Here is a 23191-nt window from a genome sequence, read left to right as displayed (position 1 = left end):
CCAAATCAGAGAATGGCCCGAGGTTACGGCGTTTCGATCCATTCGGCCACACCGCCGGGCAGTTCAGGCCGGAAATAGGCGACCATCCGTCCGTCGGGTCCGGCCGTTGCTCCGTCACGCCAGGGGGCCACCCCGTGCAGACAATGCCTGTGCAGTGCGATGGCCTCTCCCGGCCGGGCTGGGATCTCGATCCGCAGGCAGGTTTCGAACACCTCTCGGCGGGCGTCCTGATAGGCTTCGGTAATGTCTACCATTGCCCAATCCGCGCGCGCGACGCCGGCCAATACCCGGCGAAACGCCGCCTGCATGATCCGGTGGCTGCCATCCCAGACGACCAGCGGCGCCGCTTCGGCGCTGGCCGCTGTCAACGGCAGCCCCAGAATCCAGGCGTGCGGCTCGTCGATATGGCGGCGCCGATCCGGCCCATTGGGTTTGAGCCCGTCCACATGGGCCCCATCGCGCCGGACCCGGTATCGGGCAGCGGCTTCGCTTTCGCCGCGGCGCGGACGTGGATAGCCCGGGTAGACCACCGAGACCTGCCCTGGGTGCAGCGCGACCGGACCGTATTGCGCGCGCAGGAAGTCAAGCGCCGCGCCGCCCAACGGCTCCGAGCCGCCAACCCGCCCCGCCACGTCGTTGGGCAGGGCATCGACGCCGATGAACCACGTCTCTTCACAGTCAAGCCAGTGGAGATGGGCCGGGTCCCGCACCGCCGCGCGGGCGGCGGGCAGCGCATGCGCCACCCAGTCGGCGACGGAGAGCTCGGCCGGGAAAACCTCCCACCCGCGCGCCCAGAATGGCCTCACCACCCCAAGGCCTTGCGCAGCATGTTCAACGCCACGAGGGTCAGAAAGACCGCAAAGACGCGTTTAAGCGGTTTGGGATCCATCGCATGGGCCAGCTTCACGCCCCAGGGCGCGGTGATCATGGTCATGGCAACGACCACGCCAAAAGCGATCAGGTTGACGGCCCCGATTGTGAATGGCGGGCGATAGTCCGGCGCGATGGGCAGGAACAGGAAGCCGATGACCGACGGCACCGCGATGATGACGCCGAACCCGGCTGCGGTTGCGACGGCCCGGTGAATGGGCGTGTTGTACAGGCTCATCAGCGGCACGCCGAAACTGCCCCCGCCGATCCCCATCAAAACCGACAGAAACCCGACCATCGGGGAAATCAGCAATCGCCGCAGCCCGCCGGGCATGGCATCGCCCAGCCGCCATTCGGATTTTCCCAGGCCCAGATAGGCCCCGATGCAGATGCCGAGAATGCCAAACAAGGCCTGCAGCGCCTCGGTCCGTAGGGCGGACGCGACCATGACGCCCAAGATGGCCCCCGCAGCGATCCCCGGCCCCCAGCCGCGCAGGATCTGCCAATCCACCGCGCCTTTCTTGTTGTGACTCAGAACCGAGCGGACAGAGGTCACGATGATCGTGGCCAGTGAGGTCGCCAGGCACATCTGCATCAGTTGCGGGCCGCCATAGCCCAATGTCTGGAACGTATAGAAGAACGCGGGCACCAGAACGATCCCTCCGCCCACGCCCAGCAGGCCCGCCAGCACCCCGGCCAGCGCTCCGATCACAAGCAACAGGCCCAGCATCTGGACCAGCAAAAAAGTCTCGGGCATCCGTCCCCCTTGGATTGCGGCCCTTCGGCCCTGTCAAATTGCCTGTGCCGCGACGGCGTCCGGAGCCACGCGGGCCAGCGCCTCCAAAACGACCTCGGGACCGGCATGGTCCCGGACCGCCCCTTCCGACAGGACCCGGCGCCACCCCCGCGCGCCCGGTCGGCCCGCGAACAGACCCAGCATGTGCCGGGTGATCTGGTGCAACCGCCCCCCCGCGGCAAGGTGTCGGTCGATATAGGGCAGCATCTTATGCACGACGTCCACCGGATCGGCGGCAGCCCCGGTGCCAAAGATCAGCGGATCGGCCTCGGCCAGAATGTCGGTGGGTTGGTGATAGGCGGCCCGCCCGATCATCACCCCGTCCAGTCCGGCCTCCAGATGCGCGCGCGCCTCGGCCAGAGACGCGATCCCCCCGTTGATCGAGATGTGCATGTCTGGAAACGCGGCCTTCATCCGATGCACCAGGTCATAGTCCAGCGGCGGGATATCGCGGTTTTCCTTGGGGCTCAGCCCCTGCAGCCAAGCCTTGCGGGCGTGGATCGTGACGCGCTGGCATCCGGCGGCGCGAATCCTGTCCAGAAAGTCGGGCAGCACCTCCTCGGGGGTTTGCTCGTCCACTCCGATGCGGCATTTCACCGTCACCTCGACGCGCACGGCCGCGCGCAACGCCGCGACACAATCCGCCACGCGCGCCGGGTCCTTCATCAAGACCGCGCCGAAGGTGCCCGACTGCACCCGGTCGGACGGGCATCCGCAATTCAAATTGATCTCGTCATACCCCGCCTCGGCCCCCAATATGGCGGCCTGCGCCAGTTCCTCGGGGTCGGACCCACCCAGTTGCAGGGCCACGGGGTGTTCTTCAGGGCTGAACTCCAGCAGGTGAAGCGCCCCACCTCGGACAAGAGCGGGCGCGGTCACCATCTCGGTATAGAGAAGCGCATTGGAACTCAGCAGTCTGTGCAGGTACCGGCAATGACGATCCGTCCAGTCCATCATGGGCGCCACGCTTAAACGCGCCGCTTTTTGTGCGTTATTTTTCAAAGCGTTAGCTCCAAGTTTCCCTCACCCGTTACAGCACGGCTACCCCAGATTTCTGGCGAATTCGGCGGTTTTCGATTCTGCGTTGCCATCGTGTAGCACACCCGAGCCGACAGGACACTGCCGCTTCTGGAGGATGTTCAGCAGTAAGCCGTATCGACCGCAAACGCCAAGTCTAAGGCAGCTGAAAGCGATCAGCCCAACAATGTCGCGGCAAAGATGATTGGTGTATTGAGATTGGTGCGGTCGAGAAGACTCGAACTTCCACGGGAGTTACCCCACAGCGACCTCAACGCTGCGCGTCTACCAATTCCGCCACGACCGCACTGCCAATGACTTGGTACGGCGGCGTATAGACGTTTGGCGAATGGATGTGAAGAGGCAAAAACAACCGCATTGGAAATCCCCTGTTTCGACCATATCTGTGCCATCTGGAAACCGACGACCAGCCCGACAGGAGCTTGACATGACTTCGCTCGACCCTCGCCCCACCGTACAGATCGACATCGTGTCGGACGTCGTGTGTCCCTGGTGCATCGTCGGATTTCTGCAACTCGATCAGGCCCTGACGCGCGAGGGCGTCCAGGCCCGGTTGCGCTGGCATCCGTTCGAGCTGAACCCGGCAATGGGACCCGAGGGCCAGAATCTGCGCGATCATATCATCGAAAAATACGGCACTACCGTCGCGCAAAGCCAACAGGCGCGCGCACAGCTGAAGGCGCTGGGGTCCGATCTGGGCTTTGCCTTCAATTTCACTGATGACAGTCGCATCGTGAACACCTTCGCCGCTCATCAGCTGTTGGACTGGGCCGAAGAGCAAGGGCGCCAGCACCTGCTTAAGCTGGCATTGTTCAGCGCATATTTCACCGATCAGAAGGATGTCTCGGACACCCAGGTTCTGGTGGATGCGGCCCGGTCCGTCGGGCTGGACGGCGATGCGGCCCGCGCAGCGCTGACCTCGGGCGCGCATGCGGGACCCGTCCGTCAGAAACAGCAATTCTGGACAAGCCGCGGCATCAGCGGCGTTCCCGCCATGGTCTTCGGCGGGAAATACCTGCTGACGGGCGCGCAAGGCCCGGACACCTACGCCCAGGTGCTGAGACGCTGCCTGTCCGAGGCCGCCTGACGCTTTCCCTTCGCCGGGAACCGGGGTAAGAGGCACGCATGGAATGGAAGATCAAAGACGGGCTGACCGACTATGACGCCGCCGTCGCCTTCATGGAGGCGCGCGTGGCCGAAATCGCCGCCGGACAGGCGGACGAGTGCATCTGGCTGCTGGAACACCCGCCGCTGTACACCGCCGGGACCTCGGCCAAGCCCGAAGACCTGACGGACCCCGACCGTTTTCCGGTCTATCCCAGCAAGCGCGGGGGCGAATACACCTATCACGGGCCCGGCCAGCGGGTGGTGTATGTCATGCTGGATGTCGGCAGACGTGGCCATGACGTGCGCCGCTTCGTCAAGCAGCTGGAGGCTTGGGTGATCGCCGCTCTGGGTGAGTTCAATGTCCACGGAGAAATCCGCGAAGGCCGCGTCGGCGTTTGGGTGCCGCGCAAGGACAAGCCCCTGACCGCGTCAGGCAAACCGACCGAGGACAAGATCGCCGCCATAGGGATCCGCCTGCGCAAGTGGATCAGTTTCCACGGGATCTCGATCAATGTCGAACCGGACCTGGAGCATTTTTCGGGCATCGTACCCTGCGGCATCCGGGAATATGGCGTGACATCGCTTGTGGATCTGGGCCTGCCCGTGACGATGGCCGATGTTGATGTCGCCTTGCGCAAAACCTTCGACGAGGTTTTCGAAGCAGCACCCGCCGGGTGATTCTCGGCACCGGCATGCCGGATAGTGACACAGGGCAACAACAATGCCTTTGTCACGTGGCCGCTGTTTCGCAAAGCAGACGGCTTTTTCCCAAATGTGTCTAAAAATCAGGGTTAATTAACCCAAACACCACTTTCGGTTCACACAATGGCCTCAGTCTGAGGTATTATGAAGAGACCGTTCAAGAGTGAGTGGTATGTTAACCGGTGATCGCGGCCAGCCCGCGAAAATCGATCAAGTGTTTGGTTACGAGTCTGCCGTTCCGACCCCAAATCGGAACGGCAATTCTCGTTTCAGGCCCAACCTTCAAAAATTCTCGTTTCAAGCCCTACCGTCAATCATGCCCGAACCGCGGCGGGGTCTCGCAACCCTGCCCGGTCCGTTCCATCTCGAGCGTCGTGTGGCCAATGGCAAATCGCTCCTGCAAGATCTGCCTGACCGAAACGCGGATGCGCTCGGCCGCGGGCCAGGCGTTGGCCGCAATGACCAGATGCGCGGTCAGGGCCGGCTCGCGCTCCTGCATGCTCCACAGATGGACATGGTGCACGCCGTCGACGCCCTCGGCCTCCTCGATGGCGGAGGCGACCTGTTCGGGGTCCAGCCCGGGCGGCGCGCCCAGCATCAGAACGCGGATCGCCCCGGTGATTTCCGCCTTGACGTGCCACAGGATGTAGAACGCGATCAGGATCGTCACGGCCGGGTCGACCCAGGTCCAGCCGAACAAGATCACGGCGCTGCCGGCCAGGATCACCGCCACCGACCCCAGGGCATCGGCAAGGTTGTGCAGGAAGGCCGCCCGGATGTTCATGCTGGTTTTGGCCATCGAAAAGGTCAAAAGCGCGGTGACCGCATCGACGATAAAGGCCAGCACCGCGATCCAGACCACGATCCAGCCGTCTATGGGCTCGGGCTGAACGATGCGCATCACGCCTTCGTAAATCAGGTAGATCGCCAGCACGACCAGCGTGGTATAGTTGACCAGAGCTGCCACCACCTCGGCCCGACCATAGCCGAAACTCATGCGGGGGTCTGACGGGCGGCGCGCGATCCTGCGGGCGAAGAACGCAATGATCAGTGCGACCGCGTCCGAGAAATTGTGCAGCGCGTCGGCGATCAACGCCAGCGACCCGGACAGAATGCCGCCGACGATCTGAGCTATCGTGAGGGCCAGGTTGACGGCGATGGCCCAGGCCACCCGCGCATTCCCCGTGCTTGGGTCGATCTGGTGGTGATGATGCCCGTGGTCGTGTTCATGCGCCATGGAAATCGGTCCTTGTCTGGGTCATGACCAACACCTAATTCCTCTAGTGACTAGAGGTTCAAGGGGGGGGGAGGGGCCGAAAATGTACACGATCGGAGAACTGTCGCGCCGCACGGGCGCCAAGGTGCCCACCATCCGGTTCTACGAAGACAAGGGCCTGCTGCCGCAACCGGAACGCACAGCGGGCAATCAGCGGCGCTATGACGAGGCGGCGCTGGACCGCCTGCGCTTCATCCGCCACACGCGCGACCTTGGACTGCCGCTGGCCGATGTCGAGGCGCTGCTGTCGCTCGAGGGCGCGCAGGGCGACGACCTGAACCGGGCGCATGAGATCGCACGGCGGCAGTTGCATGATCTGCGGGAACGCATCGGCAAGTTGCAAAGGCTCGAGTCCGAACTGGCCCGGATCGCCACTGCCTGTGACGGGCAGCACGATCATGTCTGCGCGGTTCTGCACGCCTTTGGCGCCCATGACGACTGTTCAGGGCCGCACTGAGCGCCGGATCAGTCCAGCGCCGCCCGGATCCGCTCGGCATGCGCGGCGATTTCGTCCAAATCGCCCATCTTGCCCGGCGGCCGCATGGGCAGGCCTTCACGGCGCGGAAGAACATGGAAATGCAGGTGAAACACCTCTTGCCCGCCTGCGGCCTCGTTGAATTGCTGGACGGTCACACCGTCGGCGTCAAAGGCTTTCATGACGGCGCGCGCCAGTTTCTGCACGGTGGCCATGACTGCGGCCAATTGCGCGGGGCTGGCGTCAAGGATGTTGCGGCAGGGGGTCTTGGGGATCACCAGCAGATGCCCGTCGGCGCGCGGCATGATATCCATGAATGCCAGCGTTTCATCATCTTCGTACACACGGGTCGAGGGGATCTCGCCCCGCAGGATCTTGGCAAAGATGTTTTCGGGATCATAAGTGGACATGACAGGTCTCCGGGAATGGGGCTGCGTGTTGTTCTGCGGCCAAGCCCGCGGCGGGTCAAGGCGCGATTCCGCCCTCGGGCAGCCCCAGCCCTTGCAATTCACCCGATCATACCCAGCTACCGCCTGGTCAGGGCCAAATTCGTGTGGGTGACCTCCTGCCCCGCGACAATTATTCTTGATCCAGATCAAACTCGGCCATTGAAGGCCGCCCCCTTGCATTCTAAAACCAGCAGGAATCCCGCGCGCCGGAGAGGTCCGGCTGCGCGGTCTATTTGCAACAGGAGGCACCTAAATGGCAGACGCAGCCATTCATGGTCACGATCATGAAGACCAGCGCGGGTTCTTTACCCGGTGGTTCATGTCGACCAACCACAAGGATATCGGGATCCTTTACCTGATCTTCTCGGCCTTTGCCGGGTTCATCTCGGTCGCGATGACCATCTACATGCGGCTAGAACTGATGCATCCGGGCGTTCAGTACATGTGCCTGGAAGGCTTCATGGCCGATCCCTGCACCCCGAACGGACACCTTTGGAACGTGATGATCACCTATCACGGTGTTCTGATGATGTTCTTCGTGGTCATCCCCGCGCTGTTCGGCGGTTTCGGCAACTATTTCATGCCGTTGCAGATCGGTGCGCCGGACATGGCCTTCCCGCGGATGAACAACCTGTCCTTCTGGCTGTATGTCGCCGGCACCTCGCTGGGCATCGCTTCGCTGCTGGCCCCCGGAGGCAACGACCAAGCCGGCTCGGGCGTGGGCTGGGTTCTGTACCCGCCGTTGTCGACGACCGAAGGCGGCATGTCCATGGACCTGGCGATCTTTGCCGTGCACGTATCGGGCGCCTCCTCGATCCTCGGCGCGATCAACATGATCACCACCTTCCTGAACATGCGTGCCCCGGGCATGACCCTGTTCAAGGTGCCGCTGTTCAGCTGGTCGATCTTCGTCACCTCGTGGCTGATTCTGCTGTCGCTGCCCGTTCTGGCGGGCGCGATCACCATGCTGCTGATGGACCGCAACTTCGGCTTCACCTTCTTTGACCCGGCCGGTGGCGGTGACCCCGTTCTGTATCAGCACATCCTGTGGTTCTTCGGTCACCCCGAAGTGTACATCGTGATCCTGCCCGGCTTCGGCATCATCAGCCACGTGATCGCCACCTTCTCGCGCAAGCCGATCTTTGGCTATCTGCCGATGGTCTGGGCGATCATCGCAATCGGCGTGCTGGGCTTCGTCGTGTGGGCACACCACATGTACACCGTAGGCATGTCGCTGCGTCAGCAGGCCTACTTCATGCTGGCCACGATGGTCATCGCGGTTCCGACGGGCGTGAAGGTGTTCTCGTGGATCGCCACCATGTGGGGCGGCTCGATCGAGTTCAAGACGCCGATGCTGTTCGCCTTCGGCTTCCTGTTCCTGTTCACCGTCGGCGGTGTGACCGGTGTGGTTCTGTCGCAGGCCGGTATCGACCGCGCCTATCACGACACCTACTATGTCGTCGCGCACTTCCACTACGTGATGAGCTTGGGCGCAGTCTTTGCCATCTTTGCAGGCGTGTACTTCTACTTCTCGAAGATGACGGGCCGTCAGTACTCGGAGTTCTGGGGCAAGGTGCACTTCTGGATGTTCTTCATCGGTGCAAACCTGACCTTCTTCCCGCAGCACTTCCTGGGCCGTCAGGGCATGCCGCGCCGTTACATCGACTACCCAGAGGCATTCGCCCAGTGGAACTTCGTCTCGTCGATCGGTGCGTTCATCTCGTTCGCTTCGTTCCTGCTGTTCTTCGGCATCGTGTTCTACGCCCTGTTCCGTGGTGCCAAGGAAACGCGCCCGAACCCGTGGAACGAATACGCGGACACGCTGGAATGGACCCTGTCCTCGCCGCCGCCCGAGCATACGTTCGAGCAGCTGCCCAAGCAGGAAGACTGGGACAAGAGCCACGCGCACTGACCCCGGTGTCAAAATGACAGAACCCCGCCCTTTCGGCGGGGTTTTTCTTTGCCCCCACGGCCGCCATCGCCAGATTGGTAAAAATCGGGTAATCTGGTCCCTGCCCGACAACTGCGGCAACCTCGGGGGATGCCATGGCCAATATTGATTTTTGGTACTCGATCGGCAGCACCTACAGCTTCCTGACCATCATGCGCTTGGACGCGTGGTGCGAGGAAAACGGCGCGACGGTCAAATGGCGCCCGTTCAACGTGCGGGCCGTGATGTCCGAACAGCGAAACATTCCCTTTGCGGGCAAACCCGTGAAATCGGCCTATATGTGGCGCGATATCCAGCGCAGGGCGTCCAAGTACCACATCCATGCGCGCCTGCCCGCGCCCTATCCAATCTCGGATCTGGAGCTGGCCAATCAGGTCGCGCTGCTGGGCATGTCCGAAGGCTGGGGCAAGGGCTTTACCCAGGCGCTGTACCGGATCTGGTTCGAAGAGGGGGTCGAGGCCGGCAGCGAGCACGCCATCTCCGAGGCCCTTTTCCGCTGTCAGCAGGACCCGTTGCCGGTACTGGCCCGCGCCCGCACCCCGCAGGCCGAGGCCGCGCTGCAGGCCGAAACCGACACCGCCATCCGCCTGGGCATTTTCGGCGCCCCAAGCTTTGTCGTGGGTGGCGAAGTGTTCTGGGGCGATGACCGGCTGGAAGACGCGCTCTCGTGGGCGCGGGTCGGGCATGTCGTGTGAAATTGCCCATCGACAACACGGGCACGGCCGCTATTTTTTGTCGTGATGCCGTATCACTGGGAAGACACATCAGATGCCGAGCAGCGCCTGCGCCTGTGGCCGCACAACTCGTTGCCGCCGCGCGGTGCGATGGCCGTCGTTCTGGCGGTCTTTCTGTTTGGCCTGATCCCCCTGCTGGCGGTTCTGGGATCAGTCCTTCTGTGGGGGCTTCTGCCGTTTCTGCTGCTGACCGTGGCCGGGCTGTGGCTGGCGTTCGAGGCTAATTACCGCGCCCGCAGCGTCCACGAGGTTCTGACCCTTTCCGGCACCCAGGCCCATCTGGTGCGCCATGCCCCACGAGCCCCTCGGCAGGAATGGCAGTGCAACCGATACTGGGCCCGCCCCGAGATCCACCCGACCGGCGGGCCGGTGCCAAATTATGTCACCCTGTCGGGCGAAGGCCGCGTCGTCGAAATCGGTGCCTTCCTGTCCGAGGAAGAGCGCGTTTCCCTCCGACGACCTGGTGAAACGCTTGCGCGATCCGGCGGTCGGCTGAGACAGCCTCAGCCGCCGTTCGAAACGCTGCACAGGTGGTCTTTGACCAACGGCCCGACCTTGCCGAAATCCATCCGGCCGGCATAGCGCGATTTCAGAGCGCCCATCACCTTTCCCATGTCGCGGATCGAACCGGCTCCGGTCGCGCTGATCGCCGCCTCGATCGCGGCGGCGACTTCGTCGTCATCCAGTTGCTTGGGCAGGAATTCCTCGATCACCTCGACCTCGCGCAGTTCGCGTTCAGCCAGGTCGAGGCGGCCGCCCTCCTCGTAGGCGCGGGCGCTCTCCTTGCGTTGCTTGCTCATTTTCCCAAGGATCTCAAGTACATCCGCATCGCCGCAGCCGTTGGCCTCTTCGTTGCCCTCGGCGCGCTTGGCAATGTCGCGATCCTTGATGGCGGCATTGATCAGCCGCAGGGTCGACAGGCGCTCGGTGTCCTTGTCTTTCATTGCTTGCTTCAGGGCGGTGGTGATCCGCGTTCGCATATCCATCTGCTCAATTCATCCCCATGGCAACGGAACCCCGAACATATCCAAACAGTTTTCATGACACAACACCCTTGAACTTTTGTTAAGCCATTGAAAAACAACAAAAGCCCGAAAATTGAACAGGGTTGACCCGAGGCACCAACCCCCTTAGTTATGCGCCGATTTACCCAAAAGGAGAGTCGCGCCATGGCCCACAACGCCACGTCCAAGCCCACCGCATGTCTGGCACTGGCCGACGGAACGCTCTTCTTCGGCACCGGTTTCGGCGCCACGGGCCAGACCGTAGCCGAGCTGTGTTTCAACACCGCGATGACCGGCTATCAGGAGATCATGACCGACCCGTCCTATGCCGGTCAGATCGTGACGTTCACCTTCCCGCATATCGGCAATGTCGGCGTCAATCCCGAGGATGACGAAACCGCCGATCCGGTGGCGGCAGGCATGGTCGTGAAATGGGACCCGACCGAGCCGTCGAACTGGCGCTCGTCCGAGCGGCTGACCGACTGGCTGGCCCGGCGCGGCCGGATCGCCATCGGTGGGGTCGATACCCGCCGGCTGACCCGCGCGATCCGTCAGCAGGGCGCCCCGCATGTGGCCCTGGCCCACGACCCCGACGGCAATTTTGACATCGAGTCGCTGATCGCCGCGGCGCGTGGTTTTGCCGGGCTGGAAGGGATGGATCTGGCCAAGGAGGTGACCTGCGCCCAAAGCTACCGCTGGGACGAGATGCGCTGGGCCTGGCCCGACGGCTATCAGCGGCAACAGGCACCCCTGCACAAGGTCGTCGCCCTGGATTACGGCGCCAAACGGAACATCCTGCGCTGTCTGGCCTCGGCCGGGTGCGACGTGACCGTGCTGCCCGCAACCGCCACCGCTGCCGAAGTTCTGGCCCATGACCCCGATGGCGTGTTCTTGTCCAACGGTCCGGGCGATCCGGCCGCCACCGGGGAATACGCTGTGCCGATGATCCGCGAAATTCTCGACACCACCGACCTTCCGGTCTTCGGGATCTGCCTTGGCCACCAGATGTTGGCGCTGGCGCTGGGCGGCCGAACGGTCAAAATGAACCACGGCCACCATGGCGCGAACCACCCGGTCAAGGATCTAGAAACCGGCAAGGTCGAGATCACGTCGATGAACCACGGGTTCGCCGTGGACGCGCAATCGCTGCCCGAAGGCGTGATCGAAACCCACCGCTCCCTGTTTGACGGTTCGAACTGCGGCATCCGCATGACCGACCGTCCCGTCTATTCGGTTCAGTACCATCCCGAGGCGTCCCCCGGTCCGCAGGACAGTTTCTACCTGTTCGAACGGTTCGCGCAGGCCATGGCGGACAGAAAAGCCCACGCTTAAACCACGTTGGCTGCGATATGCGCAGCCGTTAACCTGGGATTAACCTTGATTGAGCAACTCTGCCCGCGTGACTTCGGGCAGGGTATAAATATGGTTGAGTTGAGTTTTTCGGATCAGGGCCCCGCGACAGCAGTGGCCGGATCGGAGATTTGGAAGCCCCTTGGCGCCTGTTTGGTCGATGCGGGAACGATTACGCCCCAACAACTGGACGCGGCGCTGCAATCGCAAAAGCGACAGAAGGCACCGTTGGGCGAGATTCTCGTCAGCGAAAACTGGGCCACGCGCAAAGATGTTCTGTGCGCTTTGCGGCATCAACGCCGGTTGCAATTCGCCGATCTCGAGACCTCCCCTCCGCCTGCCGAACTATGCGCCCTGCGCCCGGTGCAATTCTGGATCGAACACAACGTCGTTCCGTGGATGCGGGTCGGGCCGATCCTTATGGTGGCCACCGCCCGCCCCGATCGGTTCGACGTGGTGGCCGATCGCCTGCGCGACTGCGCGCAGACGGTCCTGCCGGTCTTGGCCCAAGCGGACCAGATCGACAATGCGATCGCGGACCGGTACAAGACGCAGCTGGCCCAGGCTGCAGAAACCCGCGCCCCACTGAGCCAGAGTTGCCGTGGGTGGAATCTCGGTTCGCGGTTCAAGCCGGCTGTTGCGTTTCTGATGGCCGTCGCCGGGCTTGCCGCCATCCCGCAGCTTGGTCTTTCGCTGCTGTTCTGGGCCGCGGTCGGCACGTTGACGTTGTTTCTGGTCCTGCGTCTGGCTGGCGTGGCGGCCTATTTCGCTCCGCGAAGAACACGCCAGACCGAATTGATGGAATCGCCTGCCCGGCTTCCCAGCGTTTCGATCATGGTTCCATTGTACAAGGAACGGGAAATCGCTGGCGCTCTGGTCCAGCGTCTGCAACGTCTGACATACCCCAAGGCGCTGCTGGATGTCGTCCTCGTGCTGGAGGAGAAGGATGGCGTCACGCGCGCGGCGCTGGAAAAAGCCGATCTGCCAAGCTGGATGCGCACGATCGAGGTACCGGCCCTGGGCGATTTGACCACCAAGCCCCGCGCCATGAACTATGCGCTGGATTTCTGCCGGGGCGAGATCGTGGGCGTTTGGGATGCCGAAGACGCCCCCGTGCCGGACCAGCTCGAGACCGTGGCTCGCCATTTCACAAAGGCGCCCGAAGACGTGGTCTGCCTGCAGGGGGCACTGGATTTCTACAACCCGCGAACCAACTGGCGCGCCCGTTGCTTCACCATCGAATACAGCGGCTGGTTCCGAGTGATCCTGCCGGGAATCGCCCGGCTGGGGCTGGTCGTGCCGCTGGGAGGAACGACATTCTTCTTCCGCCGCGACAAGCTGATCGAGCTTGGCGGCTGGGACGCACACAACGTCACCGAGGACGCGGATCTGGGCCTGCGCCTGACCCGCGCTGGCTATCGCACCCAGATCGTGGACACCACGACCTATGAAGAAGCGAATTTCCGCGCCTGGCCTTGGATCAAGCAGCGGTCACGCTGGCTCAAAGGCTTCATGGTCACCTACCTGGTGCATATGCGGTCTCCGACGCGGCTGCTGCGCGACCTTGGGGCGTGGCGGTTTTTCGGGGTTCAGGCCTTCTTTCTGGGCACGGTCGGGCAATTTCTGCTTGCCCCGGTGCTCTGGGCCTTCTGGCTGGCCTCGGTCGGGTGGCCGCATCCTTTCCAGGGCGTCATAGCGCCGGAAATCCTGCGCGGTTGCGTCTATCTGTTCCTGACCGCCGAAGCCGCGAACATCATCGTGGGCACACTGGGCGTGGTCTCGGGCGGCCGTCGGTTCCTTATCCCATGGGTACCCACCATGGCGCTGTATTATCCGCTGGGCGTGATAGCCGCCTACAAGGCATTGTGGGAACTGGCGGCCAACCCGTTCTTCTGGGACAAGACCCAGCATGGCCAGGCAGCCGAAGAAAACCTGCCCAAGCCTACTTTTCGCGCCGGATTGCGTCCTGTTTCAGACGGGTCATGAACGCGACCGAGATATGCTCTTTCAGCGCCCGGTCCGCGGCCTCCTCGTCGCGGGCCGCGATGGCGTCAACGATCGCCTTGTGCTCGTTCTGGGCGATCTCGCCCCGACCTTGCGCTGCCAGCGACGTGGTGGCCATAAGCGCCATCGTGCGATGCACAAGATCCAGCTGCTGCACGAGATAGCGGTTGTGCGACGCCAGGTGGATCTGTTCGTGGAACCGTCGATTGGCGCGCGACAGGGCGACCGGGTCACCCACAAGTGCGTCGTCGGCCGCGACCATGTCCTGCAATACCTTGATTTCTTCCTCGGTCGCATGCCGCGCGGCCAGCCGGGCCGCCAGCCCCTCCAATTCACGCCGGACGACATACAGCTCGGCCATCTGGTTGTGGTCCAGCGAGGCCACGATCAGCGACCGCCCGTCACGTTCAAGCAGCGACTGCGTCTCAAGCCGCTGTAGCGCCTCGCGGATCGGGGTGCGCGACACGCCGAACCGCTCGGCCAGTTCACTTTCCACCAGCCGGTCACCGGGTTTGTACACCCCTACGTCGATCGCTTCGAGGATCAGGCTGTATGCATCGGTCTGGGGCTGTCGGGACTGGTTCATTGGGGCAGGTCTCTCCTCGTTCGGACCTGTCTATCCGGGCCATGGGTCTGCAATCAAGTGCGCCATTGAAAACCCGGTGGCCACGGCCTAAACCCAACCCCATGGTCAAGCCTGCGTTTTCGCATGTCACTCAGTGGGTGTTCGATCTGGACAATACCCTGTATCCGCCGCACATGCGCCTGTTCGATCAGATCGAGGTGCTGATGACGGAATACGTGGTCGAAGCCCTGCGCGTCGACCGGGCCGAGGCCGACCGACTGCGTCAACATTATTGGCGTGAACACGGCACCACGCTGGCCGGGCTGATGGCCGAACATGATCTGGACCCCGAGCCCTATATGCACGCGGTTCATCAGGTCGACCTGAGCCACATGGAGCCCGACCCTGCGCTGGCCGCGCATATCCGGGCCCTGCCCGGGCGGCGCATCGTCTACACCAACGGCAGCGCGCCCTACGCCGAGCGGGTTCTGGCCTCACGCGGGTTGGATGGGCTGTTCGACGCGATCTATGGGGTCGAACATGCGGGGTATCGCCCCAAACCCGACAAGGCCGCGTTTGAAACGGTCTTTGCCCGCGACGGCATCCACCCCGACCGCGCCGCCATGTTCGAGGACGAGCCGCGCAACCTGAAGGTCCCGCACGACATGGGCATGCGTACGGTGCATGTTGCGCCCGATCCTCATGACGCGGATCACATCCACCACCACACGGATGACCTGACCGCCTTTCTCGCGCGCCTGATCTGAACCACCCGAGATTGCGACGAAATGCGCCTGCGCGCAGCCCGAAACTGCGACGATCCGCGCATTCTGCAGATGCAAAGTCGTTCCTACATCAGGCTCAGCGACGAACAGAAATGGAGACCCCGATGACCGCAATCGAGATGCCCGGCCGCCTGCCCTTTTGGCAGCGCCTGCTTTTTGCAATTCCCCTGTTTGGCTGGCTGGCCCGCGATGCGGCCAATGGAAAGCCCGAGGATCTGGGCTATACCGTTGCGGCGCTGGTCAGCATGTGGGGCTGTTCCGCCCTGTTGTTCGGCCTGCCGGGCCTGTATCTGCCGGCCTTGGCGATGGTGCCGGTGATGTTCCTGATTCTGGTCCTGATTTCACGCGGCTAGACCACGGGACAGGATGTCACTTGGCGCAGGCCCCAGAACCGCACTAGGGTCCGCAGGCAACGGAGAGTGACGCGATGACCGACAGTTGTGACATCCTGATTTCCGGCGGCGGCATCGCCGGGCTGACCGCGGCGGCCGTATTCGGCGCCGCAGGGTTCGACGTGATCTGCGTGGACCCGACCCCACCCGTCACCGACCGAGACGCCGACGGGTCCGACCTACGCACCACCGCGTTTCTGCAGCCGGCGCACGGCCTGCTGCAGCACTGCGGATTGTGGGACCGGCTGGAACCTTACGCCGCGCCGTTGCAGATCATGCGCATCGTGGACGCGGGCGGCGACATCCCCGAGCCGCGCGTGGTGCGCGATTTCAACGCCGCCGATATCTCGGATCAACCCTTTGGCTGGAACCTGCCCAACTGGCTGCTACGGCGCGAGATGGTGGCCCGGCTGCACGAACTGCCGAATGTCGATTTCCGCCCCGGCACCGGCACCGTCAGCCTGCTCACCCGCACCGCCGAGGCGCGTGTGGGTCTGTCCGACGGCACGCGCATCCGCACCAAGCTGGTGATCGCCGCCGACGGCCGCAACTCGCCGATGCGAGAGGCTGCGGGGATCAAGGTCCATACCACGCGATACGGGCAAAAGGCATTGGCCTTTGCGGTGACCCATCCGATCGCCCATGAAAACGTCTCGACCGAGATCCACCGGTCCGGCGGGCCGTTCACCCTGGTCCCCCTGCCTGACTGGCAGGGCCAGCCCTCGTCGGCGATCGTGTGGATGGAGCGCGGCCCACGCGCGGTCGAACTGCTAAACCTGCCCGAGGCCGAGTTCGAAGCCGCGATGACCGAGCGGTCCTGCGGCCTGTTCGGACCGCTGAAACTGGCCTCACGCCGGACGATCTGGCCGATCATCAGCCAATCGGCCGAGCGCCTGTCGGCCCAGCGCGTGGCGCTGATGGCCGAGGCCGCCCATGTGGTGCCCCCGATCGGGGCGCAGGGGCTGAACATGTCACTGAGTGATCTGCGCAGCCTGCTGGACCTGGCCAAGGCCCGGCCCGAGGGTCTGGGAGATGCCCAAATGCTCGACGCCTATCACAAGGCCCGTCATTCCGAGATCGAGCTGCGCGTCAAGGGGATCGACCTGCTGAACCGCGCCTCGATGGTCGAGGCACGGCCGTTGCGCGATGCGCGCGCCGCAGGGCTCAACGCGCTTTATTCGATGCCGGTGGTGCGCAAGACGCTGATGCAGATGGGCCTCGGCGTGCGCTGAGGCCCGTTCGGGCCTAAAGCACCTGATCCAGCACCCGCTTCAGCCGGGCCACCGTGCCATCGACATCATAGAGCTTGTCCAGCCCGAACAGGCCTAGACGGAAGGTGCTGAACCCTTCGGGCTCGTCACATTGCAAAGGTACCCCGACCGCGATCTGCATGCCCAGCGCGGCGAACTTCCTGCCGTTCTGCACCTCGGGGTCGTCGGTATAACTGACCACCACCCCCGGTGCCCCAAAGCCTTCGGCCGCGACCGAAACGACCCCCTTGTCGCGCAGCATCGCCCGCACCGCATTCCCCAGCAGCCATTGCGCGTCACGCAGCTTGTCGAACCCATAGTCACGGGTCTCCAGCATCGTGTCCCGGAACGCCCGCAGCGCATCGGTGGGCATGGTGGCGTGATAGGCATGGCCGCCGCCCTCATAGGCCTGCATGATCTGGCGCCATTTCTTCAGGTCCAGCGCGAAACTGTCCGAGGTGGTCTCGGCCAGCCGCGCCTCGGCGCGTTCAGACAGCATGACCAGACCAGCACAGGGCGAGGCGCTCCAACCCTTTTGCGGGGCCGAGATCAGAACGTCCACGCCGGTGGCCTTCATGTCGATCCAGGCACAGCCCGAGGCGATGCAGTCGAGCACCATCAGCGCGCCGACCTCGTGCGCTGCGGCAGCCATCGCGCTGACATAGTCGTCCGGCAGAATGACCCCGGCCGAGGTTTCCACATGCGGCGCGAACACCACGCCGGGTCGCTGGCTGCGAATGGTTTCGACCACCTCGTCGATCGGCGCGGGCGCAAAGGGCGACGGGCTGGAATTCCCCGTTTGACGGGCCTTCAACACGGTGGCTGACGCCGTCAGGCCCCCGGTTTCGATAATCTGGCTCCAGCGATACGAGAACCAGCCGTTGCGTACCACCAGCACATTGGCGCCACGGGCGAATTGGCGGGCCACAGCCTCCATCGCGTAGGTTCCGCCACCCGGCACAATGGCCACGCCATCCGCGCCATAGACGCTCCGCAGCATCCCTGAGATGTCGCGCATCACCTGCTGAAAAGCCTGCGACATGTGATTGAGCGAGCGGTCGGTGAACACAACCGAAAACTCCTCAAGCCCCTGTGGATCGACGGTTGCCAACAATGCGGGCATGGAGGCTCCTTTCAAGTTTTGATTTTTTAGAAATAAGACACAAACTATGGGAATGGGCTGGCCAATATCAACGATTGACCCAAGGAAAATGTCATTTTGATATTCTCGAATGCAACAGTATCGGCCGGAACGGCAAAAATGACGCCAACCAGTATCAGGTGATCTTTACACTCTGGCGTGTTTCTGAACAGATACGCTCAGCCGGAACCTGAACAGGAATTTCCCGACAGTGAATGCTCACAAGCGTATCAGTTTTCAGTTTGTTCGTGACGAAGTCAAAAGGCGGATCGAAACCCGTGTCTGGCCACAAGGCGCATTGCTGCCGACCGAGACACAGCTGGCCGAGGAATTTAACTGCGCGCGGGCAACCGTGAACCGGGCGCTGCGCGAACTTGCCGAACAGGGCTTTGTCGAACGCAAACGCAAAAGTGGCACTCGGGTCAAGAAATTGCCCAGCAAGCAGGCCAAGCTCGAGCTGTCTGTGGTCAAGCAAGTCGTTGAAGACCAGAATGCCGCCTATCGCTATTCACTTGTGGAACGGAATGTGGTGCCCAGCCCCGGTTGGCTCAGCTCGCAACTCAGCCTGCAGGCAAATGCGCGGGTGCTGCACGTGGTCTGCATGCATTATGCAGACAACCGTCCTTTTCAGCACGAAGAACGGTGGGTCAACATCGCCGCCGTCCCCGAAATTGAAGCGGCCGACCTAGAGCGGACATCGCCGCATGAATGGTTGCTGGACGCCGCGCCGTTTTCGGTTGCCGAAATCGCCTTCAGGGCAATTTCCGCCGACAGCGGCCTTGCCGATTATATGGGTACAACGACCGCAGCGGCGATGATGCAACTGGAGCGAACCACCTGGAAGGACGGAGTGCCATTGTCCTTTGCGCGCATGACCTTCCACCCCGGATACTGCATCCGCACCCAGTACTGAAACCTAGCCGATGGGCCCCGGTCGGCGTTCTTCGCTCAGAAGCACGTTGGCTTCGACATCTCCGGCCCCGGGCAGTGTCATGATGCGGCGGCGCAGAACACGCTCGAAATCCGCCAGGTCACGCGCCACCACTCTCAGCCGATAATCATACAGGCCCAGAACGTGTTCCACGGTCTGCACCTCGGGGATGGCGCTGACGGCGCGTTCGAAATCCTCGAGGCTGACCTGCCCTTTGCGCGCCAGCTTGACGCCCAGAAATACGGTGACACCGAACCCCAGCGCCTCGGCGTTCAGGCGCAGTCTGCGCCCCTTGATGATGCCCGCCTGCTCCAGCCGCCGGATCCGGCGCCATGTCGCGGGCTGCGACAGCCCGAAACGCCGCCCCAGCGCACCCGCGCTCTGCGTGGCGTCCTGCGCCAAGGCGCGCAGCAGCTTGCGGTCAAGATCGTCCAGTTCGATCATACCGGCAGCACCTCGTCCCGTTTGACCCGCGCGATGTGCATCAGGGCCTCGATGTCGGCGATATGCGGCAAGGTCAGGATACGGTCGCGATAGACCAGCTGATAATGCGCCATGTCCCGCGCGATGACGGACAGGCGGACATCTACCCGCCCCAGAAAGGTCTGGATCTCGATCACCTCGGGTACCTTTCGGGCCGCCGCGGTAAACTCGTCGAAGGCGCGCGGCTGGGTCTTGTCCAGCGTCACCCGCAGCGACACCTCGACCGCATAGCCCATGGCGGACCAGTCAATCACGGCCTGCTGCCCATGAATGATCCCGGCGGCCTGCATCTTCTCGATCCGGCGCCAGCACACGCCATTGCTGATCCGGCACCGCTCGGCCAGTTCGGCGGTGCTCAGGCTTGGCTCGGCCTGAAAATGGCGCAGGATGCGGCGGTCGATATCGTCAAGCATGAATTTTTTGTTTTTTCTTATTTCCAAGAATTATTGTTTACATCTTTCGTCAATATCCAATCCCAACGCTCTCGCCAATAGCAATCGTCACAGATAGAACCGCATCAATCGAAACAGAAAGGACCGGCAAAATGCGCGTCTATTACGATCGCGATTGCGACATCAACCTGATCAAGGACAAGAAAGTGGCCATCCTGGGCTATGGCTCCCAAGGCCACGCCCACGCGCTGAACCTGCGCGACTCGGGTGCCAAGAACCTGGTCGTCGCCCTGCGCGAAGGCTCGCCCTCGGCCAAGAAAGCCGAAGCCGAAGGCCTGCAGGTGATGGGGATCGCCGAAGCCGCCGCCTGGTGCGACGTCATCATGTTCACCATGCCCGACGAGCTTCAGGCCGAGACCTACAAGAAATACGTGCATGACAACATCAAGCCCGGCGCGGCCATCGCCTTTGCTCACGGCCTGAACGTGCATTTCGGCCTGATCGAGCCGAAAGAGGGCGTGGACGTCATCATGATGGCGCCCAAAGGCCCCGGCCACACGGTGCGCGGCGAATATGTCAAAGGCGGCGGCGTGCCCTGCCTGGTGGCCGTTCACACCGACGCAACCGGCAAGGCGCTGGAAATCGGCCTGTCGTACTGCTCGGCCATCGGCGGCGGCCGTTCGGGCATCATCGAGACCAACTTCCGCGAAGAGTGTGAGACCGACCTGTTCGGCGAGCAGGCTGTTCTGTGCGGCGGTCTGGTCGAACTGATCCGCTGCGGTTTTGAAACTCTGGTCGAGGCCGGCTATGCGCCCGAGATGGCCTATTTCGAGTGTCTGCACGAGGTGAAGCTGATCGTGGACCTGATCTATGAAGGCGGTATCGCCAACATGGACTACTCGATCTCGAACACTGCGGAATACGGTCAATACGTCACCGGGCCACGCATCCTGCCCTATGAGCAGACCAAGAAGGCGATGAAAGAGGTTCTGTCGGACATCCAGCAGGGCAAGTTCGTGCGTGACTTCATGCTGGAAAACCAGGTGGGCCAACCCTTCCTGAAGGCCTCGCGCCGGGCCAATGACGAACACCAGATCGAAGAAGTCGGCAAAAAGCTGCGGGGCATGATGCCCTGGATTTCGGCCGGCAAGCTGGTCGATCAGGAAAAGAACTGAGCCGGAACGGTTGAAACCAAAGGGCGGCCACAGTGGCCGCCCTTTTCATGCACAACGGATGAACGGCCAGCGATGGTGCATCAACCCGACATACGCGACTGGAGCGGCGTCATTGCCCTGGGCCTGATCTGGGGCGGCACCTTCATGGTTGTCGCGATGGCGTTGGAAGGCTATGGCCCGATCACGGTGGCCACGGCGCGGACGACTCTGGGGGCGGTGATGCTTCTGGCTTTGATGGGGCTGGCCGGGCGGCGCATCCCCAGCCTGACACCAAGTCTGGCGTGGTCGGTAATCCTGATCGGCATCCTGTCCACCGCGCTGCCTTTCGTGCTGCTCAGCTGGGGGCAGCAATATGTGCCTTCGGCTTTTGCCGGGCTGTCCATGGCGGCAATTCCGCTGATGGTGCTGCCGCTAGCGCATTTCTTTTCGGATGAACCCCTGAACGCACGCCGGTTCGTGGGGGTATCGCTGGGATTCACCGGAGCGCTGACGCTCATCGGCCCAGGGCTGGCGCAACTAGGCAGCGGGGCCGAACCGCTGGCACAGCTGGCCTGCATCGGGGCGGCATTCTGCTATTCCGTGGCGTCGATCCTGACCCGGCGCTGCCCGCCGATTGACCCGGTGGTTCTGGCCGCGCTGACATTGGCGGTGGGCGCAGTGATCCTGCTGCCGGTCATGATGGCGACCGAGGGCGTGCCCGACCCGCAGGGCTTGCGCCCAACTCTTGCGCTGATCGTACTGGGGCTTGTGCCCACGGCCTTTGCCACCCTGCTGCGGGTGTCGATCATTCGCAGCGCCGGGTCGGTCTTCATGACGCTGGTGAACTATCAGGTACCGGTCTGGTCAATGATCTTCGGCGCGTGGATCCTGTCCGAGGCGCTGCCGTTGCGGTTCTACATCGCGTTGGCGCTGATCCTGACCGGAATGGCGATCAGCCAATGGTTCAGCCTGCGCAAATTGCTCTTGGGCTACTGACGCGCTGCAGCTTCGACCTCGGCCACGATCCCATCGACCACCTGCGCCAAAAGGGCGTCATCCTCGCATTCAGCCATCACACGGATCAACGGCTCGGTACCCGACTTGCGGATCAGCAGCCGCCCTTGCCCGTTCAGCCGCGCCTCGGCTTCGGCGATCGCGGCCTTGACCGTGTCCGTTTCCAGCGGGGCCTGCCCCTCGCCATAGCGCACGTTCTTCAACAGTTGCGGCACGGTCTCGAACTGCTGCGCCAGATCCGAGGCTTTGCGTCCGGAAATGACCATCTCGGCCAGGAAATGCAGCCCCGCCATCAGGCCATCACCGGTGGTGGCATAGTCGCTCATGACGATGTGGCCGGATTGCTCGCCGCCAAGGTTGAACCCGCCTTCCCGCATACGCTCGACCACATAGCGGTCACCGACCGCCGTCCGTTCCAGCCGCAGCCCGCGCGCGCCCAGTAACCGCTCCAGACCCAGGTTCGACATGACGGTCGCAACAAGAGCGCCGCCTTTCAACCGTTCGGAAGTGGCCCAGGCGGTGGCCAGAAGGGCCATAAGCTGATCACCATCGGCGACCTGTCCGGTCTCATCCACGATCACCACCCGGTCGGCATCACCGTCGAGGCAGATGCCCACATCCGCCCCATGCGCCACGACGGCCTCGGCCGCCACGCGCGGCTGGGTCGAGCCGCAGCCCAGATTGATGTTCGTGCCGTTGGGCGCCGTTCCCACCGGGATCACCTCGGCCCCCAATTCCCACAGCACCTCGGGCGCGGTGCGGTGTGCGGCCCCGTTGGCACAGTCAATCACCACCTTCAGACCGTCCAGCCGCAGATCGCGCGGCAGAGATGACTTGACCCGCTCGCCATAGCGGAACCGCGCGTCATCGACACGCCGGGCGCGCCCGATATTTTGCGCCCGCGCGGGTTTGACACCCGCTTCGATAAGCTGTTCGATCTCAAGTTCGGCCTGGTCGGACAGTTTGAACCCATCGGGGCCGAAGAACTTGATCCCGTTGTCCTCGGCCGGGTTGTGGCTGGCCGAAATCATCACACCCAGATCAGCCCGCATCGACCGGGTCATCAGCCCGACCGCCGGTGTCGGCACCGGCCCCAACAGCAGCACGTTCATGCCGGTCGATGTAAGACCCGCCGTCAGCGCACTTTCCAGCATATAGCCCGACAGGCGCGTGTCCTTGCCGATCACCACCCGGTGAACGCCCGAGCCATCCCGGCGGAAGTAGCGCCCCGCGGCCGCGCCGATCCGCAACGCCATCTCGGCCGTCATCGGATAGGTGTTGGCGGTGCCCCGCACCCCGTCGGTTCCGAACAGCTTGCGCATTCCTGC

25 protein-coding genes and 1 tRNA gene are annotated in these 23191 nt (G+C 63.1%); 14 read left to right on the top strand and 12 right to left on the bottom strand.

Going from position 1 to position 23191, the window contains the following annotated elements:
• Positions 1-23: 23 nt before the first annotated feature.
• From AC2FMM_RS05330 to AC2FMM_RS05315, 4 genes are all read right to left on the bottom strand, one after another.
• Positions 24-809 (bottom strand): hypothetical protein, encoded by a 786-nt coding sequence (locus tag AC2FMM_RS05330; protein WP_496795998.1) that lies wholly within the window; start codon positions 807-809, stop codon positions 24-26.
• Positions 803-1627 carry a sulfite exporter TauE/SafE family protein gene (locus tag AC2FMM_RS05325; protein WP_496795997.1) on the bottom strand — a complete coding sequence of 275 codons (825 nt, stop codon included), beginning with the start codon at positions 1625-1627 and terminating at the stop codon, positions 803-805. The genes AC2FMM_RS05330 and AC2FMM_RS05325 overlap by 7 nt, the downstream gene beginning before the upstream one ends.
• A 33-nt stretch (positions 1628-1660) precedes the next feature.
• The gene (dusA, locus tag AC2FMM_RS05320; protein ID WP_496795996.1) at positions 1661-2668 is read right to left on the bottom strand and encodes a tRNA dihydrouridine(20/20a) synthase DusA; all 1008 of its coding nucleotides are present in this window, start codon (positions 2666-2668) and stop codon (positions 1661-1663) included.
• Between the two features lie 235 nt (positions 2669-2903).
• Positions 2904-2990: transfer RNA gene (locus AC2FMM_RS05315), tRNA-Leu, on the bottom strand.
• A gap of 141 nt (positions 2991-3131) precedes the next feature.
• Here AC2FMM_RS05315 and AC2FMM_RS05310 point away from each other — a divergent pair.
• Both AC2FMM_RS05310 and lipB read left to right on the top strand, forming a co-directional pair.
• Positions 3132-3791, top strand: coding sequence for a DsbA family oxidoreductase (locus AC2FMM_RS05310; protein WP_496711934.1), 660 nt, complete (start codon positions 3132-3134; stop codon positions 3789-3791).
• A gap of 38 nt (positions 3792-3829) precedes the next feature.
• Positions 3830-4489 carry a lipoyl(octanoyl) transferase LipB gene (gene lipB / locus AC2FMM_RS05305; RefSeq protein WP_496795995.1) on the top strand — a complete coding sequence of 220 codons (660 nt, stop codon included), beginning with the start codon at positions 3830-3832 and terminating at the stop codon, positions 4487-4489.
• Between the two features lie 334 nt (positions 4490-4823).
• Here the strand turns inward: lipB and AC2FMM_RS05300 are convergent, their stop codons facing one another.
• Positions 4824-5750: a cation diffusion facilitator family transporter gene (locus AC2FMM_RS05300; RefSeq protein ID WP_496795994.1), complete on the bottom strand. Its 927-nt coding sequence runs from the start codon at positions 5748-5750 to the stop codon at positions 4824-4826.
• Between the two features lie 82 nt (positions 5751-5832).
• Here AC2FMM_RS05300 and AC2FMM_RS05295 point away from each other — a divergent pair, with 82 nt between their 5' ends.
• Positions 5833-6246 (top strand): MerR family transcriptional regulator, encoded by a 414-nt coding sequence (locus AC2FMM_RS05295; protein ID WP_496795993.1) that lies wholly within the window; start codon positions 5833-5835, stop codon positions 6244-6246.
• An 8-nt stretch (positions 6247-6254) separates the two neighbouring features.
• Here the strand turns inward: AC2FMM_RS05295 and AC2FMM_RS05290 are convergent, their stop codons facing one another.
• A complete protein-coding gene (locus AC2FMM_RS05290; protein ID WP_496795992.1) occupies positions 6255-6674 on the bottom strand; it encodes an HIT family protein in 420 nt (139 codons plus the stop codon).
• 292 nt (positions 6675-6966) lie between these two features.
• Here AC2FMM_RS05290 and ctaD point away from each other — a divergent pair, with 292 nt between their 5' ends.
• The 3 genes from ctaD to AC2FMM_RS05275 all read left to right on the top strand — a co-directional run bounded on the left by ctaD (position 6967) and on the right by AC2FMM_RS05275 (position 9980).
• Positions 6967-8625, top strand: a complete 1659-nt coding sequence (gene ctaD, locus AC2FMM_RS05285) for a cytochrome c oxidase subunit I (RefSeq protein ID WP_496795991.1) — start codon at positions 6967-6969, stop codon at positions 8623-8625.
• Positions 8626-8759: 134 nt separating this feature from the next.
• Positions 8760-9359: a 2-hydroxychromene-2-carboxylate isomerase gene (locus tag AC2FMM_RS05280; RefSeq protein ID WP_496795990.1), complete on the top strand. Its 600-nt coding sequence runs from the start codon at positions 8760-8762 to the stop codon at positions 9357-9359.
• Between the two features lie 45 nt (positions 9360-9404).
• A complete protein-coding gene (locus AC2FMM_RS05275; RefSeq protein ID WP_496795989.1) occupies positions 9405-9980 on the top strand; it encodes a DUF2244 domain-containing protein in 576 nt (191 codons plus the stop codon).
• On the opposite strand, the gene AC2FMM_RS05270 is transcribed toward AC2FMM_RS05275, so the two are convergent.
• Positions 9902-10384 carry a GatB/YqeY domain-containing protein gene (locus tag AC2FMM_RS05270; RefSeq protein WP_496682166.1) on the bottom strand — a complete coding sequence of 161 codons (483 nt, stop codon included), beginning with the start codon at positions 10382-10384 and terminating at the stop codon, positions 9902-9904. The two genes, AC2FMM_RS05275 and AC2FMM_RS05270, sit on opposite strands and share 79 nt — an antisense overlap.
• 183 nt (positions 10385-10567) lie before the next feature.
• On the opposite strand from AC2FMM_RS05270, the gene carA reads away from it, so the two are divergent.
• On the top strand, positions 10568-11734 hold the full coding sequence (gene carA / locus AC2FMM_RS05265; RefSeq protein WP_496795988.1) for a glutamine-hydrolyzing carbamoyl-phosphate synthase small subunit: 1167 nt from the start codon (positions 10568-10570) through the stop codon (positions 11732-11734).
• 90 nt (positions 11735-11824) lie between these two features.
• On the top strand, positions 11825-13738 hold the full coding sequence (locus AC2FMM_RS05260) for a glycosyltransferase family 2 protein (RefSeq protein WP_496795987.1): 1914 nt from the start codon (positions 11825-11827) through the stop codon (positions 13736-13738).
• Here the strand turns inward: AC2FMM_RS05260 and AC2FMM_RS05255 are convergent.
• The gene (locus AC2FMM_RS05255; protein ID WP_496682172.1) at positions 13695-14342 is read right to left on the bottom strand and encodes a GntR family transcriptional regulator; all 648 of its coding nucleotides are present in this window, start codon (positions 14340-14342) and stop codon (positions 13695-13697) included. The genes AC2FMM_RS05260 and AC2FMM_RS05255 overlap by 44 nt on opposite strands.
• A gap of 101 nt (positions 14343-14443) precedes the next feature.
• Here AC2FMM_RS05255 and AC2FMM_RS05250 point away from each other — a divergent pair, with 101 nt between their 5' ends.
• From AC2FMM_RS05250 to AC2FMM_RS05240, 3 genes are all read left to right on the top strand, one after another.
• Positions 14444-15088: a pyrimidine 5'-nucleotidase gene (locus AC2FMM_RS05250; RefSeq protein WP_496795986.1), complete on the top strand. Its 645-nt coding sequence runs from the start codon at positions 14444-14446 to the stop codon at positions 15086-15088.
• Between the two features lie 122 nt (positions 15089-15210).
• The gene (locus AC2FMM_RS05245; protein ID WP_093962490.1) at positions 15211-15459 is read left to right on the top strand and encodes a hypothetical protein; all 249 of its coding nucleotides are present in this window, start codon (positions 15211-15213) and stop codon (positions 15457-15459) included.
• A gap of 74 nt (positions 15460-15533) precedes the next feature.
• A complete protein-coding gene (locus AC2FMM_RS05240) occupies positions 15534-16730 on the top strand; it encodes a UbiH/UbiF family hydroxylase (protein WP_496795985.1) in 1197 nt (398 codons plus the stop codon).
• Between the two features lie 13 nt (positions 16731-16743).
• On the opposite strand, the gene AC2FMM_RS05235 is transcribed toward AC2FMM_RS05240, so the two are convergent.
• A complete protein-coding gene (locus AC2FMM_RS05235; RefSeq protein ID WP_496795984.1) occupies positions 16744-17871 on the bottom strand; it encodes an aminotransferase class V-fold PLP-dependent enzyme in 1128 nt (375 codons plus the stop codon).
• Positions 17872-18100: 229 nt separating this feature from the next.
• On the opposite strand from AC2FMM_RS05235, the gene hutC reads away from it, so the two are divergent.
• Positions 18101-18802: a histidine utilization transcriptional repressor HutC gene (gene hutC, locus AC2FMM_RS05230; protein ID WP_496795316.1), complete on the top strand. Its 702-nt coding sequence runs from the start codon at positions 18101-18103 to the stop codon at positions 18800-18802.
• A 3-nt stretch (positions 18803-18805) separates the two neighbouring features.
• Here the strand turns inward: hutC and AC2FMM_RS05225 are convergent, their stop codons facing one another.
• Positions 18806-19264 (bottom strand): Lrp/AsnC family transcriptional regulator, encoded by a 459-nt coding sequence (locus AC2FMM_RS05225; protein WP_496686637.1) that lies wholly within the window; start codon positions 19262-19264, stop codon positions 18806-18808.
• The gene (locus AC2FMM_RS05220; protein WP_496795983.1) at positions 19261-19716 is read right to left on the bottom strand and encodes an Lrp/AsnC family transcriptional regulator; all 456 of its coding nucleotides are present in this window, start codon (positions 19714-19716) and stop codon (positions 19261-19263) included. The genes AC2FMM_RS05225 and AC2FMM_RS05220 overlap by 4 nt, the downstream gene beginning before the upstream one ends.
• 131 nt (positions 19717-19847) lie before the next feature.
• On the opposite strand from AC2FMM_RS05220, the gene ilvC reads away from it, so the two are divergent.
• The gene (gene ilvC / locus AC2FMM_RS05215) at positions 19848-20870 is read left to right on the top strand and encodes a ketol-acid reductoisomerase (RefSeq protein WP_496682193.1); all 1023 of its coding nucleotides are present in this window, start codon (positions 19848-19850) and stop codon (positions 20868-20870) included.
• A 72-nt stretch (positions 20871-20942) separates the two neighbouring features.
• The gene (locus AC2FMM_RS05210) at positions 20943-21845 is read left to right on the top strand and encodes a DMT family transporter (RefSeq protein ID WP_496795982.1); all 903 of its coding nucleotides are present in this window, start codon (positions 20943-20945) and stop codon (positions 21843-21845) included.
• Here the strand turns inward: AC2FMM_RS05210 and glmM are convergent.
• Positions 21839-23185: a phosphoglucosamine mutase gene (gene glmM, locus AC2FMM_RS05205; RefSeq protein ID WP_496795981.1), complete on the bottom strand. Its 1347-nt coding sequence runs from the start codon at positions 23183-23185 to the stop codon at positions 21839-21841. The two genes, AC2FMM_RS05210 and glmM, sit on opposite strands and share 7 nt — an antisense overlap.
• Between the last annotated feature and the right edge of the window lie 6 nt (positions 23186-23191).

The organism is Ruegeria sp. BHSC043, assembly GCF_059612985.1.
The sequence above is the reverse complement of the archived record's forward strand: the minus strand, read 5'-3'. Positions and strand labels throughout refer to the sequence as shown.